Below are 13,205 nucleotides of genomic sequence, written 5' to 3' on the forward strand. Positions count from 1 at the left end.
GCTATATTAACGGCAAGATTACCCGCGTGGCGGTGAGCGCCGTTGAGCTGACGGGCACGCGCTATGCGGTGTACCAGCTGACGGTGGAGCCGGACCTGTGGCCGATGAAGCGCGACCGTAACCTGCGTATTTTCCAGGGCCAGACTGTGCCGCAGATTGTGAAAACCCTGCTGGGCGAGCATCAGGTCAACGTTGAGGATAAACTCACCGGCAGCTACCGGGTCTGGGACTACTGCGTGCAGTATCAGGAGTCGAGCCTGGACTTTATCAGCCGCCTGATGGAGCTGGAAGGGATTGCGTATCACTTCAGACACGATGCGGACAAGCACACGCTGGTGCTGACTGACGCCGCCACGCAGCATCAGCCGTTCAGCGGCTATGAGGTCATTCCTTACCACCAGACGCCGTCCGGCGGCAGTACGGATGAAGAGGGTATCAGCCAGTGGGCGCTGGAGGACAGCGTGACGCCGGGGATTTACAGCCTCGATGACTATGACTTCCGCAAGCCGAACGCGTGGCTTTTCCAGGCCCAGCAGAACCCGGCGTCGCCGAAGCCGGGCAGCATCGACGTGTACGACTGGCCGGGGCGCTTTGTGGACAAAGGTCACGGGGAGTTCTATGCCCGTATCCGTCAGGAGCGCTGGCAGGTTGAGCACCAGCAGATTCAGGCCACCGCCACGGCGGCGGGGATAGCGCCAGGGCACACCTTCACGTTAACCAACGCGCCGTTCTTCAGCGACAACGGGGAGTATCTGGTGACGGCAGCGGGCTACCACTTCGAGGAGAACCGCTACGCCAGCGGCGAGGGGGAGACCATACACCGTACCGATTTCACGGTCATTCCGTCGGCGGTGGTTTACCGTCCGGCGCAGAGCACGACGTGGCCACGCACCTACGGCCCGCAGACCGCGAAGGTGGTGGGGCCGAAGGGGGAGAGTATCTGGACGGATAAATATGGCCGGGTGAAGGTGAAGTTCCACTGGGACCGGCTGGCGAAGGGCGATGACACCAGCTCCTGCTGGGTTCGCGTGTCGAGCGCGTGGGCAGGCCAGGGCTACGGCGGGGTGCAGATCCCGCGCGTCGGCGACGAGGTGGTGGTGGACTTTATCAACGGCGACCCGGACCGTCCGATTATTACCGGCCGCGTGTATAACGACGCGAGCATGCCGCCGTGGGCGCTGCCGGCTGCGGCGACGCAGATGGGCTTTTATAGCCGCAGCAAAGATGGCCATAAAGACAATGCCAATATTCTCCGTTTTGAAGATAAAGCCGGGCACGAGCAGATCTGGATCCATGCAGAAAAAAATATGGATACGGATATTGAAAATTCTGAAACTCATGATGTCGGTGTCGATCGTAGAAAAACCATCGGACAGGATGAGAATATTACGATTAAGCGGAACCTGAAATCAGATGTAGGTAATAATGAAACGCATAATATTGGTAACAAGCACGTTATAAACGTTGGGAAAGATCAAACCGTCTTGACCATGGATAAAGAAGGTAACGCGCTGCTGGAATCTGTGACCACGATTAAACTCAAAGTTAAAGACAACTATATTCTAATCGCCCCGGATACCATTGAGATTCACGTAGGCCAAGGCAACCTCAAAGCAGAGGCTGTGGAACAAGCCATCTTCAAAGGTGATGAGCTTACAAGACTAGGTGATGGGATCAATACCGAGCTCAAAGCAAATGATACGGTGAGTATAACGGGAACTAACCTTACCGATATTAAGGGCGCGATTGTAAAAGTTAACAGTTAATCTGCGTACAGAGAACGCTATTATGGGAAAACCAGCCGCCAGAGCGCGCATTGATTCCAGCGCACATACTGGCCCAATTCAAAGCGGAAGTCCCAACGTAATTATTGGCGGATTTCCGGCAGCACGAAAAGGCGACCCGCTTTCATGCTCCCAACATGGTCAGGGAAGTATTCTCAGTGGTTCAACAACGGTATTTGTGAATGGTTTGCCTCTCGCCAGGGAAGGTGACAAGACGGGTTGCAATACCTCAGCGACCCCTGCGGTCGCATCCACTCAACCCGCACCTCCGCAATACTGGGGCGGAACGGCGGCGAAGGATGCGGGTAAAGATGGTGCTATACATGGTGATGTTTACGACGCCCGTGTGCTTGGCGCCTATGCAAGCCTTGAAGATAAATCCGGCTTTGGAAAACCCGATACGGCTTCAGCCGGATTCGCACTTGCCGATATCACGGTCGGGAATACAAAAAGTCAGGATAAATATAAAGGCGAGGTACGTACTAAAGTAGGGGTGGCGACTGCCAGCGGCACGTTAGTGACCGATCGAGCTGATTACGGGGCGATTAATCTCAATGCAAACGCCACCGCAATACAATATGGCGCCTCGGGAAGCATTGGAAAAGAAGGGCAACAATACGGCGGCGTCGGTGGGGATGTATACCTGGCAACCGCTGAAGCGAAGGCCGTCAGTGAACTATATGACGGAAATAAAGGGCGTTATGGTTTTAATGTTGAACTTGGCGCAGAAGCCGCGGCGGTCAAAGGAGAGGCGACGGCTAAAGCCGATTTTTATGGCGTAGTCGTTGCCGATGGCAAACTTTCAGGGAGTGCAGGGAGCGCTGGCGCTTCTGCAGGCGTGGGAACCTGGATTGATAGCACTGATTATTCATTTAACCTTAAGGTGTCCGGTGAGCTTGCAGCGGCGCTCGGTCTGGGAGGGGATGCCAGTATCAAATTTGCTCTCAAACCGATCCTTGACTGGATTTATGACGATGATGAAAGTAAGCCGTCCCCAGCGGCGGGCAGTGGCGATGGTGTGATTAAGACTGGCTGTGTTACAGTCCTGATAGGAGATTAAAATGTGTAAATGGGGAACGTTGTGATGCATTGGTTTTTCTTTATAGTCTTTATGATTTGGACGCTAGCGCTTATCTGGAATGGAAAAGATTTATTTAACAAAAAGCAATGGCTCCTTGCGGGGTTAATGTTCGTTCTAGTTTTAGTGGCTACGGTCGTCATTGGCTTTACGTTGAAATGGCTTGCTCAGTCAATGTCATTATTTTCCGTCGCAACGGCCAAGCATTATTCGATCATCTTATCCATGTCTTTCTTGTGTGTTTGGGGATTAAAGATCACAGTAGTGCTGCTCTGCACGTTATTTTCCGGGATTATGGGGGGGCACAAAAGATACAACGCGGAAAATTATGAAAAATTATCGTCTATGACACGTGCCGTGGCGCCTGGCTTACTTATCTTTGCTAAAAGCTTAATTACCCTCGGAAGCTTCCTTATGTTTTCGGGTTTATGGCTTAAGTAAGCGCGACGAGTGAGGTTGCATTATGGTTGCTGAAAAACAATATTTTTTCCCTCTTGAGATGAAGGATCAGGAAAAAGAGATTCGGGAAAACTTCTGGAAATGTCTCTATACCTCTGCAGAAAAAGAGATGCTTCATTACTGGCTATTGTTACCCCAGAATGTTAAGCCAGCAGAGTTAAAGCCGATCACATTTCAGGAGGTTGGGCTGACGAATATCGGACGATACATCGCCGATGACACCGGCCCCTATATTGAAGTCTGGGCTGCATATGAACACTGTCAGTGGGAGATGAATGCGTCAGACTGGCTTATAAATAAGCTCGATTTAATGGGTGAGAAAGTACTGAGCCAAAGAATAATTACGCATCCTTCAGGAAGCGGGAAGTTTGCGGATATCCTGTCCATTAAAACGATGCCATCGGGTGATGAGGTCGTTTCACGATATACGGTGCAGAAGGATTATAATCCTGTAAATGGTGGGGGAAATTACTTCCTTTTGAAAACGGCTTGTGCGTCGAAAGATTACAACACGATTGCCGATACTATTTTCCTGATTGCTATCAACTGGGATTTACTGCATCGCAGCAATTTGATGCTTTCAGAACTGTTGAAAACAGTCAGCCTTAGCAACAAAAATGACAGTGGATTTAAAATTCCGGATTCATGGCTGGTGAATACGCTGGATGATAATCGTCTGGTAATTGAACACACAATAGGTAACGTCAACCATGGAGTGATTAATTTCTGTCTTTTCCGTCAGGCTGATTATCCCGCTGCGCAGGCTATTTTCGATGAAGCAATTGCGCGCTTTAACCGCCACGATAGTGCGGTCTCTCTTACGACATCGGACATTGCCAGCATCCCAAATGATATCAATCCCTCATTTACAGGCGATCTTTATAGCTGTACGGGAGAGGTAGTCAGTGCTGCTGAGAATATCAGGGCTTATTACGATATGCGTATCTTTAAAATGAATGATTTGTGGTGTTACGTTGAGGTGGTTGGGCCTCATCGTAATCATCAGGATTATTATTACGAAGCCAATAAACGATGCATGGAAATCATTCTTTCTACGTTTCGCATAGAAAAACGATGAGCTGACAAAGTTAATTCATGGCCATCTAAATAAAACCATAGAAATGTGGTTTTATTTTTTGTTTCACAGAAATAATATCATAACCGCCCTCGTTCTGAGGATTAGTTAACTTCAGGCACTGAGAACAGATCATCGTGGAATAAAAAATCATGCTCAGCTGAACTATCGTTCAGCTCGCGGGAGTGGATATTCTGTTCTGAAAACTGACATCCCGCTATGTTAACGGCAAGATTATCCATGTGGCGAACGGTGCCGTTGAGAGAACGGGCACGCACTATGCTGTGTAACAGGTTGAAGTGGAGCATCCGCAGGTTCAGGCCATCGCCAGGGCAGTATTTGAGGTGACTCATGAGTAAAGAAAATTACACCGCGCTGGATTATATCAATGATGCTATTGATGCAATTAATCATCGATTAGATGAAAATCCTACATTTTCTTTATATGTTATGGCGAAGAATCAGTTGGACTATATTAAGTCTATTCTAACGGGGTCTGAGAAAGATAAAAGTAAATTGCACAAATTAAATCTTGGAGTGCTTGCGTCAAAAGAGTTTGATACAACCGATGCAGAACTTGCTCAGCATTTGTCCAATGTTAATTATATAGCTTCGCAAATGGGAAAAGGATTGAAGTTTATTCTCCCTCATGAGCAAGACGTTGAGTATTTGAAAAGGCAAAAACGATATCGCAAGTGGTAAACAACGTTTGATTAAAGGGTGCGGGATGATAGATCTTTACAGCGAAGACTCAGTAATTAATCATTATGCCGATCGTTATCGTAACTACATGCCAGTTAATGTTCATAAGGTAATAAGAAGCAGCATTGATGATTCAAATTCCTCTCATGTATGGGATGAAATATTACCTTTAATCACAAATGAAGATGTTTCACGCGATAAAGCACTTGGGGCGTTAGTGGGTTTGGCTGTTGGAGATGCAGTTGGCACTACTCTTGGATTTAAACGCAGAGACAGTGAACATGTAGCGGATATGATTGGTGGGGGACCTTTTCAATTAAAACCTGGTGAATGGACAGATGATACGTCCATGGCATTATGTCTGGCAGAGACTTATCTTTCAGAAAACAGAATGCACACCGATGTGCTTAGAAAATATCTCCTGAAATGGTATCTTGACGGAGAGAATAGTAGTAATGGTCGGTGCTTCGATATCGGGAATACGACGCGATTCGCACTTGAACAGTATATGCGTGTCGGACCTTCCTGGTATGGTAATACAGAGAAACACACTGCTGGTAATGCTGGGGTTATTCGTCAAGCACCGGTGTCTATCTTTCGTCGAAAATCGCTGCGTGCGATTTACTTCTAATCCCAGGCTCAGAGTCGAGCAACGCATGGCGCGGTAGAGTCAATTAACGCATGCCAATTTCTCGGATTGGTATTGCACTATTTAATTAACGGTTATCAAAAAGAAGAAGCTTTTTCCCCTCATGTTTTCCCACTGTGCGCGCGTGTAATGATCATAAATGCGGGTGAGTATAAACAAAAAACTCGCGATCAGATTCGTTCAAGTGGTTATGTTATCGATACGCTTGAGGCCGCGATGTGGTCCGTATGGAATACTGACAACTTCCGGGATGCAATTCTGCTGGCCGCCAATCTTGCCGATGACGCTGACAGCGTTGCGGCGACGGCAGGACAATTAGCGGGAGCATTATATGGTTATTCCGGTATTCCGCAGGCTTGGAAAAACAAACTCGTACAACACGAACGGATAGCTACAATGGCGGGTAAATTATTCGATAGAGCACCTGAGGATAATTTCTTATAGTTAGAATTGCCAATGATAAACGGTGGAATCTAATGACTTCAATCTGGTGTGATGCTTTAATTTAACTAAATCCCATGCAAAGGATAAAATGACAATCTTTGGTTATGTTGAAAAGGCATTAATTTTAGCAAAAAAGAGATATGCTGAGGTCAAAAATCAGGATCCTCACTCTCCGCTTTTACAAATGTACGACTCTATTGTACAACAATTATTATTTCTATGGGATTTAATTGAAGGCAAGGAAAAGGATAAAGCGAAATTATGGGAAATGACGTTCGGTATGTATGCAGTGAAGGAGTTCGATAACTCTGATGAGTTGTTTTTTGAAAGGTTGTCTGATGCCTGGTTTATTGTGGATCAAATCCGCCGAGGGTTAAAGGTTAGACTGCCGCATGAGGTTGATGCCAATTACAGAATGAAACAACATAATCTTAAAATGAAATATCCTGATGAATTTTAGGGGTTGATATTAAAAATATTTTATTATGGGTGAATGGTGATAGACTTACATGCTAATTTGAATGTATTGTTAAAATATGTAGATATATATCGTAAGTACTTACCTGTTAGCAGTCTTTCAGTCCAGCAGAAGATGCAGTATAAATATAATGATAAACTATTAGAATCATCTTTTGATTGCGATGTACAAAAACAATGAGACTTAACACCACAATGTAACATCTCACTCGCGGAATCACGGGATCGTGCTGTCGGTGCGCTTATTGGTCTTGCTGTTGGAGATGCCGTAGGTACAACGCTTGAATTTTTACCTCGTGACAAAGCACATGTCAAAGATATGATAGGTGGTGGGCCATTTTGACTCCGCGCAGGTGAATGGACGGATGATACATCCATGGCATTATGTCTTGCGGAAACGCTTCTTGAGAAAGGTGATGCTGATACTATATGCTTCAGGAATAAGCTTCTGGACTGGTATCAGCATGGTTATAACAGTTCAAATGGCATCTGTTTTGATATAGGTAATACAACTCGATTTGCTTTAGAGCAATATTTAACTGTTGGTCCCGGGTGGAGCGGTAATACTGCGCCAGAAACTGCAGGTAATGCATCCATTATCAGACAAGCACCTGTCTCAATTTTTTTTAGAAAATCATTAAACAAATCGTTTTATGAAGCAAAAAAACAAAGTATCGCAACACACGGTGCCGCGGAAGCAATAAATAGCACTCAGTATTTAAGTTATTTGCTTGTGCATATGATTAATGGTAGCAATAAAGATTTTATTTTTTCTCCGCATGTCATGCCGCTTCAGCCACGTGTAATGATTATCAACGCGGGTGAATATAAGCAAAAAACTCGCGATCAGATTCGTTCAAGTGGTTATGTAATCGATACGCTTGAGGCCGCGATGTGGTCCGTATGGAATACTGATAATTTCCGGGATGCGATTCTGCTGGCTGCCAATCTTGCCGATGACGCTGACAGCGTTGCGGCAACGGCGGGACAAATAGCGGGAGCATTATATGGTTATTCAGCTATTCCGCAGGAGTGGAAAAATAAACTCGTACAACATGAACGTATCGCCAAAATGGCTGGTGAATTGTTCGATAGAGCCCCTGAAGACACTTTCTTGTAACTGTTTATCTCGCTGAAAATTCAGGAAAAGTGGTTTTTTTGTGGCATGAGAAGTCAATCTTACAGCTACTCATTATCAAACCAGCAGCGTTTACGCTTTGCGTATTGAAATGAGTTAACTTCTGGCACTGAGATTAGTCCATAGTGGAATAATGATTATGCTCAACCGAATTACCGTTCAGCTCCCGGTGGAGGGGCTTCTGTTCTGGAAACTGACGGGCCGCGAGGCGATGTCCGAGTCGTTCGCGCTGACGCTGACCGTACTCGGCACGGACGCGCGCATTGACCGCAGTAAGCTGCTGGGCCAGCCGGTCACGGTGACCATCCCGACGCAGAGCCTGCTGACGTCCCGCTATATTAACGGCAAGATTACCCGCGTGGCGGTGAGCGCCGTTGAGCTGACGGGCACGCGCTATGCGGTGTACCAGCTGACGGTGGAGCCGGACCTGTGGCCGATGAAGCGCGACCGCAACCTGCGTATTTTCCAGGGCCAGACTGTGCCGCAGATTGTGAAAACCCTGCTGGGCGAACATCAGGTTAACGTTGAGGATAAGCTCACCGGCAGCTACCGGGTCTGGGACTACTGCGTGCAGTATCAGGAGTCGAGCCTGGACTTCATCAGCCGCCTGATGGAGCTGGAGGGGATCGCCTATCACTTCAGCCACGATGCGGACAAGCACACCCTGGTGCTGACCGACGCCGCGACGCAGCATCAGCCATTCAGCGGCTACGAGGTCATCCCGTACCACCAGACGCCGTCAGGCGGCAGCACGGACGAAGAGGGCATCAGCCAGTGGGCGCTGGAGGACAGCGTGACGCCGGGGATTTACAGCCTCGACGACTATGACTTCCGCAAGCCGAACGCGTGGCTTTTCCAGGCCCAGCAGAACCCGGCGTCGCCGAAGCCGGGTAGCATCGACGTGTACGACTGGCCGGGTCGCTTTGTGGACAAAGGTCACGGGGAGTTCTATGCCCGTATCCGTCAGGAGCGCTGGCAGGTGGAGCATCAGCAGATTCAGGCCACCGCCACGGCGGCGGGGATTGCGCCCGGACACACCTTCACGTTAACCAACGCGCCGTTCTTCAGCGACAACGGGGAGTATCTGGTGACGGCGGCGGGCTACCACTTCGAGGAGAACCGCTACGCCAGCGGCGAGGGGGAGACCATACACCGTACCGATTTCACGGTCATTCCGTCGGCGGTGGTTTACCGTCCGGCGCAGAGCACGGCTTGGCCGCGCACCTACGGCCCGCAGACCGCGAAAGTGGTGGGGCCGAAGGGGGAGAGTATCTGGACGGATAAATATGGCCGGGTGAAGGTGAAATTCCACTGGGACCGGCTGGCGAAGGGTGATGACACCAGCTCCTGCTGGGTTCGCGTGTCGAGCGCGTGGGCGGGCCAGGGCTACGGCGGGGTGCAGATCCCGCGCGTCGGCGACGAGGTGGTGGTGGACTTTATCAACGGCGACCCGGACCGTCCGATCATTACCGGCCGCGTGTATAACGACGCGAGCATGCCGCCGTGGGCGCTGCCGGCTGCGGCGACGCAGATGGGCTTTATGAGCCGCTCTAAGGGGGGCTCCGTGGACAACGCCAACGCCCTGCGCTTTGAGGATAAAGCGGGTGCAGAACAGGTATGGATCCAGGCCGAGCGCAACATGGATACCAGCGTTAAAAATGATGAAACGCACAGCGTCGGCGGGGCGCGCAGCCATTACGTGAAGAAAAATGAGCTGCATCGCGTAGAAGCGAACCAGACGCAGGCCGTGAAAGGTGGCACCGAGATCCTGACGGGGAAAGGCAAGCTGGATGCGGCGGTCGAGCAGTATGTTATTGCATCCGGGACGAAGCTGCGGCTGGTCTCAGGTGAAAGCGCCATAGAGCTTAACGCTAACGGCAAGATTAACCTGATCGGCAAAGAGTTTAACTTCTTCGTGGAAGGGGATGGTTATATCACCACGGGCGGTAAGCTGCACCTGAATACCTCGGGAACCAAGCCGGGCACAACGGCGCCGGGTTCTGGGCATAAAGGGGATATTGATGCGGCGGTGCAGGCGAAATTTACGCCGGGAAAGGAGAGTAAGGCTGGTGTAGCTGCCAGCGCACCTGCCGAAACCTCTAAAAACGCTACGCCTCCAGCATCCAATGTTCCTTCAAGCGGATATGGAAAGGATGTAGATAGTCTTGTCGATAAATCACCGACGATGAAAAATGACATAGCGACGTTAAAGAAACGAGGCTGGACATTTGAAGAAGGTGAAGCAGGCAAGGGGACGTTTGCCAATCGTCAAAAGCGCGTTATTACCGTTGATAAAAATGAGCTCGGTAACCCGAATGCAGTCGTTCAGTCTCTGTCACATGAAAGTGGTCACGCTTTATATGAACCCAACATTGATTTTTCTTCGCGCGACGCCTATCTCAACAGCACACTCAGTGATGAAGGCGCTGCAACCTTGAACAATATCCGGGTCCAACGCGAAATCATAGCCAACAAGGGTGGGGATATAGGTATTGCAGGCAATCCGGCAAATCAGACACAATATAATCGTATCTATGATTCTCTCGAACGTGGGGCTATAAAGGAAAGTGAAGCGCGTACGCAGATAGGCCGTATCTTTGGCAAAGGCGAACAAACGTCTACCACAGGGCAATATTACGAAGATTATTATGGCGGTTGGTATGATAAAAATTATCCATAGTCTAAAAACGGGTGCGGTGCTTGCGGCTTTATTAACGACGGGAATGGCAGGAGGTAACATGCAGAAACAGGATCTTTGGCAGTTCATTGCAGAAATGAGCGCATCGCTCAAAACATTGTCCGTTAACAGTCTGGATAACGCTCCGTTGTCATTCAAGCTAACGAAACAAAATGAATATATCAATTTCTACAATGCCGACGATATCAAACTGGCGGATGGAACGAACATTACTGCAATTGATTTACGTTTAAGTAAAGAAAGTGACGGGATGGCACCGTTACTGAATTTTTCACCGTCCGGCCAGTGCATCACTCTCGACACTGTTAAAAAACATTATCCGCAACTGACGTTAACTGATTATCCACGAGGCCGTTCAGAGAACGAAGTGACCAGTTATACAGCGCCAAAGGATATGAATGGACAAAAAATAAGCTTCAGTTTCACGGTAAAAAAACCTGACTGCTTGGGTGGGGTCGCTATTAGCGCTGACTAAAAATGTTTATTTCATTACTCACTGCTTTTTAAAGTAGTGAGTAGCACAATACTTATCCAGCAAATGACGATTAACGTGAAAAAACGCCTTTCTGTCTCTCTTTTTTTTACCCTCATGTCTACCTTTCTGAGCAGTTATGAAGTAGTGGCTCAGACTATGCCGCGCATTCTGGCTAAAGATGATTTTTCTCTGCAGTTAAACGACCAGATTGTGGCACTGGGTGAGAGATGGACTCCTGAGGTTGCGCGTAAAATTGCAGTTTCTGTGGAAGGTAGTTTTGTCGGTGAAGTTCCTTTTGACGGAACGAACTATAAATTCTACCAGCATCAGAAGACTGGGTTAAAAATATTCAGTTCCAATCTCCGGTGGGATAAAACCGAGCGAAGTGTTGACGATTATATTGTGGCGCAGATTACGTTAACTGCTCCGGATGGCAAAACAGTTCGCGGGATCCATATTGGTTCAACAATAAATGAACTTAACAAAGCTTACGGCAGTGGTCAGGTCGAAAATGATTCCGGGGAGCAGTGGGTTTCCTATGAATTGGGAAAGAAATTGCTCTCTTTTGAGCTTAAAGACAGTAAGGTTGTAAAAATAACAATGAATTACGAAAATGGTACTTCAGAGTGATTTATGACCAAAAAGTATCTGGCAGTCGTTTTGTTCACGGCGTTATTGACAGGCGTCGTTGAAACCACAACGGCGCTTGAATTATCGCAATATAATAAGCTCGATACGGTCAGTCACATCGTTAACGACAGCGAAGTGACAGACAATCTCAGGAAAACGCTGGGAAATCATTACCAGACCTTTATTGATAACTTTGATGTCTTCGGTGAACCGCATACCACCACAGGTGGCGGATTGTTTGTTGAAGGTTGGTTAAAAGATCTCTATCAGGAGAATGCATCCGCGCTGGTCATCAATCCTGACGGCAAAATCTTTGCAGCCTGGGTGGTTCCGACGTCGGACGTTATTCATTACCAGTCATCTGATAATAGCCCGGTTATTCATGCCGATATTCAGCAGTGGGCAGCCAGATTTAATGCGATGCATTTTGCAACGTTCGGCCAATCAAAACTCGTATTTGACGGGGAGTGGGCTGGCGAATACAAGAACGACTCGACGTTAACCCTGCGGTTAGCTGAATCAGACAACCGGATCATCGGCTCTTATTGCTATATCTCCAAGAGAGGAAACCGCATAGATTGCCCGGAAGAGGATGAGCAAAATCTTAGCGGTACGATCGCTGGCAATCGTGCCAGCGTTGAGTTCAACTCATCATTTGGCGGCGTAGGTGGACGGGCTGTTCTGGAAATAAAGGGGCGTGAAATGGAATGGCGTTTAGTTACTCCTCCTCAAAAAGGAAATTACTATGCTCCGCTGCGATATACGTTACGTAAAGCCGCTTCGGTTCAAAACGCGGAAACCAGAAAACTGGACACCGATAAATTCGCTATTTCGCTGATAAACAAATGCGGCCATTTTGAGAGCAAATGTGACGAGATGGTTTATCTCGGCGTGCGCAAAAGCGATAACAGTACGATCTCCTTAAGGGGTAAAACGTTACACGACTCCGCAGGTAAAATAATCGGCTCAACGTACAAGAATGGCGAGATCGCTTATACCGTGACGTATGCACCTGTGAAATTGGTTGTCAGCAAAGGCAGTCATGTTTTAGTCGAACAGTCAGGTCAGTGGCTTAAATAAAACAGCCAGCCAAAAGGTCAGCATGGATTGGCCTCTTTTGTTTCTCTCAATATTAATCATCCCGAGTTCACTTATGAAATACACCCTCCAGGAAGGTTCGTTTTCCCTATTTCCTGCTGCCTGGCAGGATAACAGCATGAACATCATTCGCGATGACGAAAGCGGGCTGTCCGTGGTGGTCAGCCGCGGCGTGATTCCCGATGGCAGCGACTACGAACAAGAATTTCACCGCCAGTGGGATGTGCTGCGTCCTCAGATGGGTGAGATCGCCCAGAGCGAATTCCGGAGCGTAAAAGCCGGGCCTGATGGAAAAATTAACGGGCTGGAAGTCGAGACCACCTTTGACCGTAACGGGCAGCGCCTGTGGCAAAAACAGCTGGCCGTGCAGACGCCGGGCAAACCGGTATTGATGATTTTTACCCTCTCGGCACTCAGAGCCTTTACCGAAGAGGACGAGGTGCGCTGGAGCGCGCTTAAGCAGAGTCTGACGCTAAACGACAACCGGAATGTGTAAGG

Annotated in this window: 11 protein-coding genes and 2 pseudogenes; all 13 read left to right on the plus strand. The window is 48.4% G+C overall.

The window, feature by feature from the left end; genetic code table 11:
- Nucleotides 1-1,766 (plus strand): type VI secretion system Vgr family protein (locus tag ACTJI7_RS12545; protein ID WP_440670292.1); only part of this gene is annotated, 1,766 nt, incomplete at its 5' end.
- Nucleotides 1,767-1,788: 22 nt separating this feature from the next.
- On the plus strand, nt 1,789-2,844 hold the full coding sequence (locus ACTJI7_RS12550) for a PAAR domain-containing protein (protein WP_024909805.1): 1,056 nt from the start codon (nt 1,789-1,791) through the stop codon (nt 2,842-2,844).
- Nucleotides 2,845-2,868: 24 nt separating this feature from the next.
- Entirely contained in the window at nt 2,869-3,303 is a 435-nt protein-coding gene (locus ACTJI7_RS12555) for a hypothetical protein (protein WP_028013479.1), read from the plus strand.
- Nucleotides 3,304-3,325: 22 nt separating this feature from the next.
- Nucleotides 3,326-4,399 carry a hypothetical protein gene (locus tag ACTJI7_RS12560; RefSeq protein WP_136485535.1) on the plus strand — a complete coding sequence of 358 codons (1,074 nt, stop codon included), beginning with the start codon at nt 3,326-3,328 and terminating at the stop codon, nt 4,397-4,399.
- Nucleotides 4,400-4,747: 348 nt separating this feature from the next.
- Nucleotides 4,748-5,098 carry an immunity protein Tsi6 family protein gene (locus tag ACTJI7_RS12565; protein ID WP_045261346.1) on the plus strand — a complete coding sequence of 117 codons (351 nt, stop codon included), beginning with the start codon at nt 4,748-4,750 and terminating at the stop codon, nt 5,096-5,098.
- A gap of 25 nt (nt 5,099-5,123) precedes the next feature.
- A pseudogene (gene tri1 / locus ACTJI7_RS12570) lies at nt 5,124-6,191 on the plus strand (ADP-ribosylarginine hydrolase Tri1).
- Between the two features lie 88 nt (nt 6,192-6,279).
- Nucleotides 6,280-6,651, plus strand: coding sequence for an immunity protein Tsi6 family protein (locus ACTJI7_RS12575; RefSeq protein WP_048958537.1), 372 nt, complete (start codon nt 6,280-6,282; stop codon nt 6,649-6,651).
- Between the two features lie 36 nt (nt 6,652-6,687).
- Nucleotides 6,688-7,788: pseudogene (gene tri1, locus ACTJI7_RS12580) on the plus strand (ADP-ribosylarginine hydrolase Tri1).
- A 157-nt stretch (nt 7,789-7,945) separates the two neighbouring features.
- Complete coding sequence (locus ACTJI7_RS12585) at nt 7,946-10,486, plus strand: type VI secretion system Vgr family protein (protein WP_440670022.1); 2,541 nt, start codon at nt 7,946-7,948, stop codon at nt 10,484-10,486.
- Nucleotides 10,467-10,979 (plus strand): hypothetical protein, encoded by a 513-nt coding sequence (locus tag ACTJI7_RS12590; protein ID WP_059355731.1) that lies wholly within the window; start codon nt 10,467-10,469, stop codon nt 10,977-10,979. Before ACTJI7_RS12585 ends, ACTJI7_RS12590 begins: the two co-directional genes overlap by 20 nt.
- A 75-nt stretch (nt 10,980-11,054) precedes the next feature.
- Complete coding sequence (locus ACTJI7_RS12595; protein ID WP_072252725.1) at nt 11,055-11,609, plus strand: hypothetical protein; 555 nt, start codon at nt 11,055-11,057, stop codon at nt 11,607-11,609.
- A 3-nt stretch (nt 11,610-11,612) separates the two neighbouring features.
- Nucleotides 11,613-12,689: a hypothetical protein gene (locus ACTJI7_RS12600; protein WP_440669380.1), complete on the plus strand. Its 1,077-nt coding sequence runs from the start codon at nt 11,613-11,615 to the stop codon at nt 12,687-12,689.
- A 73-nt stretch (nt 12,690-12,762) separates the two neighbouring features.
- Entirely contained in the window at nt 12,763-13,203 is a 441-nt protein-coding gene (locus tag ACTJI7_RS12605; protein ID WP_028013471.1) for a DcrB-related protein, read from the plus strand.
- Nucleotides 13,204-13,205: the final 2 nt, after the last annotated feature.

It is taken from the genome of Enterobacter sp. 22499 (assembly GCF_052044815.1).
Taxonomy (GTDB): Bacteria; Pseudomonadota; Gammaproteobacteria; order Enterobacterales; family Enterobacteriaceae; genus Enterobacter; species Enterobacter bugandensis.

Coding starts and splice junctions, on each gene's coding strand:
- ACTJI7_RS12550 (WP_024909805.1), top strand. CDS start 1,789: ATGGGAAAACCAGCCGCCAGAGCGCGCATTGATTCCAGCGCACATACT.
- ACTJI7_RS12555 (WP_028013479.1), top strand. CDS start 2,869: ATGCATTGGTTTTTCTTTATAGTCTTTATGATTTGGACGCTAGCGCTT.
- ACTJI7_RS12560 (WP_136485535.1), top strand. CDS start 3,326: ATGGTTGCTGAAAAACAATATTTTTTCCCTCTTGAGATGAAGGATCAG.
- ACTJI7_RS12565 (WP_045261346.1), top strand. CDS start 4,748: ATGAGTAAAGAAAATTACACCGCGCTGGATTATATCAATGATGCTATT.
- ACTJI7_RS12575 (WP_048958537.1), top strand. CDS start 6,280: ATGACAATCTTTGGTTATGTTGAAAAGGCATTAATTTTAGCAAAAAAG.
- ACTJI7_RS12585 (WP_440670022.1), top strand. CDS start 7,946: ATGCTCAACCGAATTACCGTTCAGCTCCCGGTGGAGGGGCTTCTGTTC.
- ACTJI7_RS12590 (WP_059355731.1), top strand. CDS start 10,467: ATGATAAAAATTATCCATAGTCTAAAAACGGGTGCGGTGCTTGCGGCT.
- ACTJI7_RS12600 (WP_440669380.1), top strand. CDS start 11,613: ATGACCAAAAAGTATCTGGCAGTCGTTTTGTTCACGGCGTTATTGACA.
- ACTJI7_RS12605 (WP_028013471.1), top strand. CDS start 12,763: ATGAAATACACCCTCCAGGAAGGTTCGTTTTCCCTATTTCCTGCTGCC.